Raw genomic sequence first — 2,449 nt, 5'->3', positions numbered from 1 at the left:
ACAGCACGGGCGGCGCGAGGTCCAGCCCGGCCACCGTCCAGCCCGCTTCCAGCAGCGCCCTGCCGATGGCCAGGCCGATGCCCGAGCTGCTGCCGGTGAGCACCGCGAGCGGGGTGTCATTCGGCACGGATCTTCCCCTCGGTGATGATGCGCTGGGACAGCAGCATGTCCTCGTGCTGGAAGTGCGCAAAGTCCTCGATGGAGCCTGGCGTCAACAGCAGGCCCTGCGCCGGCAGCCGCTCGGGCATCTCGCCGGCCGTGAGGGCCTTGTTGACCTCGGCATTGAGCCGCGTGGCCATGTCCTTGGGCAGGCCGGCCGGGCCCCACAGGCCGTACCAGCTGTAGAACTCGTAGCCCGGCACCGTTTCGCCCACGGTGGGCAGCTCGGGCTGGCTGGCCAGCCGGTTCTTGGAGGTCACCGCCAGCACCTTCAGCTGGCCCGCCTTGGCAAACGGCACCGAGCCCAGAATGGGATCGATGAAGGCGTCGATCTGGCCGCCGATCAAGTCCTGGTAGGCCGGCGCCGAGCCCTTGTACGGCACGATCAGGTATTCCATCTGGCCCGCACGCCGCAGCAGCTCGGTGCTGAGATGGCCCGCCGAACCGGTGGAGCCAATCGCAAAGGTCAGCTTGCCGGGATTCTGCTTGCCGTAGGCCAGCAGGCCCTTGATGTCGTTGAAGGGCAAGTGCTTGTTGACCGAGACCGCCAGCGGCGCCTTGGCCACCAGCGCCAGCGGCGTGAAGTCCTTCACCACGTCGTAGACGGGGGTCTTCTGCGTCATCGGGGTGGTGGTGAAGGTGGACGCGGTGAACAGCAGCGTGTAGCCATCGGCCGGCGCACGCGCCACCATGCCCGCGCCCAGCGTGCCGGCGCCGCCAGGGCGGTTGTCAACGATCACCGTCTGGCCCAGCTGCTGCCCGAGCTTCTGGGCCAGCATGCGCCCCACCACGTCCAGCGTGCCACCGGGCGGGAACGGAATGATCATCGTGATCGGCTTGGCCGGCCAGGCCTGGGCCGAAGCCGTGCCGGCCACGCAGGCCAGCGCTGCCGCGGCCATCCCGCGGATGAATTGTTGGCGTTGCATCGTGTTGTCTCCTGATTTTTTGTCTGAGATCTCTGGCGCACCCGGCGCTGCCGCACTCAGCGCTGCAGCAGCCCCGCGTTGGCCAGCGCCGCGCGCAGCGCCGCCACTTCCGCATCGGTGGGCATCTCGGTGGGCGGGCGCACGGTGGGCGCGTCCAGCACGCCTGCCAGGTACATGCCCATCTTCATGCGGGCATGGGCCTCGCCGGTGGGCTCGCCGCCGCCGTACACGGCATCCTTGAGCGGCGTGATCAAGGCCTGCGCCGCCTGGGCCTTCTTCAGGTCGCCGGCCTTCACGGCTTCCCACAATTCGTGGATGAGGCCCGGGATGAAGGTGGCGAAACCCACCAGCGCGCCGTCCACGCCCTGCACCATGGAGGCCAGCAGGTACTCGTCGTGGCAGGTCAGGATGACCTTGCTCGGGTCTGCCTGGCGGATCGCGGCAATGTCGGCGGCGTACTTGTTCATGTCGCGCTGGCCCACCTTGAAGGCGGCCACGCTGGGCAGCTTCGCCAGCTCGGCCATGGTGGCCGTGCTGTACGAGGCACGGGTCCAGGCAGGGTAGACATGGGCCACCAGGTCCAGGCCCACCGAGGCAATGGCCTCGAAGTACTGCATCACATGGTCCGGCCGGAAGCCAAAACGCAGCCAGTGGTGCGGCGGCATCACGTCCAGCGCCTTGGCGCCGGCCTCGCGGGCCATGGCGGCCTGCTCCGTCGCATCGCGAATGCCTTCGCAGACGATGGACGAGATCACCGGCAGGCGCCCCTGCAGCTCGCTGGCGACAATGCGCGTGACCTCGGCACGCTCGCGCGGCAGCAGGGAGAACACCTCCCCGGTGTGGCCGTTGGTCATCACCGCCACCACACCGGGCTGGCCGGCCAGCCAGGACGCGTGCTTGCGCAGTGCGGGTTCGTCGATGCGGTGATCGCTGGTGAAGGGGCAGGCGATCGCGGGAATGATGCCGCGGTAGTTCGCAATGGTGGCCATGGGGCGTGTCTCCTGTTGAATAATCGCTGCCCATCTTGCGTGAGGCCGAAGCGGCTTGCCAATGCTGCTTCAGCCTTCTTCGATGCTCCCAAAGCACTGCCCATGAAGTCCCTTCGCTCACGTCGATCCCCCTGTCCGAGGGGCGCAGCGGCAGCTTGGTGTCGCCCCGCGAGGCCGGCATGAACTTCCTCTGGCTGGAAGACTTCCTGGCCCTGTCCGCCAGCGGCAATTTCTCGCGCGCGGCCGAAGAACGCCACATGACCCAGCCGGCCTTCAGCCGCCGGGTGCGGGCGCTGGAGGAATGGCTGGGCGTGGTGCTGTTCGACCGCAGCACCCAGCCCGCGACGCTGACCGAGACCGGCGAGTGGTTCCGCA

The 2,449-nt window shown here is 68.3% G+C and carries 3 protein-coding genes; 1 reads left to right on the top strand and 2 read right to left on the bottom strand.

Annotated features, from left to right (window positions below; genetic code table 11):
• Nucleotides 1–116: 116 nt before the first annotated feature.
• Together FKP22_RS27270 and FKP22_RS27265 are read right to left on the bottom strand one after the other, a co-directional pair.
• The gene (locus FKP22_RS27270; protein WP_141291092.1) at nt 117–1,085 is read right to left on the bottom strand and encodes a Bug family tripartite tricarboxylate transporter substrate binding protein; all 969 of its coding nucleotides are present in this window, start codon (nt 1,083–1,085) and stop codon (nt 117–119) included.
• Between the two features lie 56 nt (nt 1,086–1,141).
• The gene (locus FKP22_RS27265) at nt 1,142–2,074 is read right to left on the bottom strand and encodes a dihydrodipicolinate synthase family protein (protein ID WP_141291091.1); all 933 of its coding nucleotides are present in this window, start codon (nt 2,072–2,074) and stop codon (nt 1,142–1,144) included.
• Nucleotides 2,075–2,253: 179 nt separating this feature from the next.
• Here FKP22_RS27265 and FKP22_RS27260 point away from each other — a divergent pair.
• A partial coding sequence (locus FKP22_RS27260) for a LysR family transcriptional regulator (RefSeq protein ID WP_141291090.1) occupies nt 2,254–2,449 on the top strand: 196 nt, incomplete at its 3' end.

This window comes from Ideonella azotifigens, from assembly GCF_006519715.1.
GTDB lineage: Bacteria > Pseudomonadota > Gammaproteobacteria > Burkholderiales > Burkholderiaceae_C > Ideonella > Ideonella azotifigens.
The sequence above is the reverse complement of the archived record's forward strand: the minus strand, read 5'-3'. Positions and strand labels throughout refer to the sequence as shown.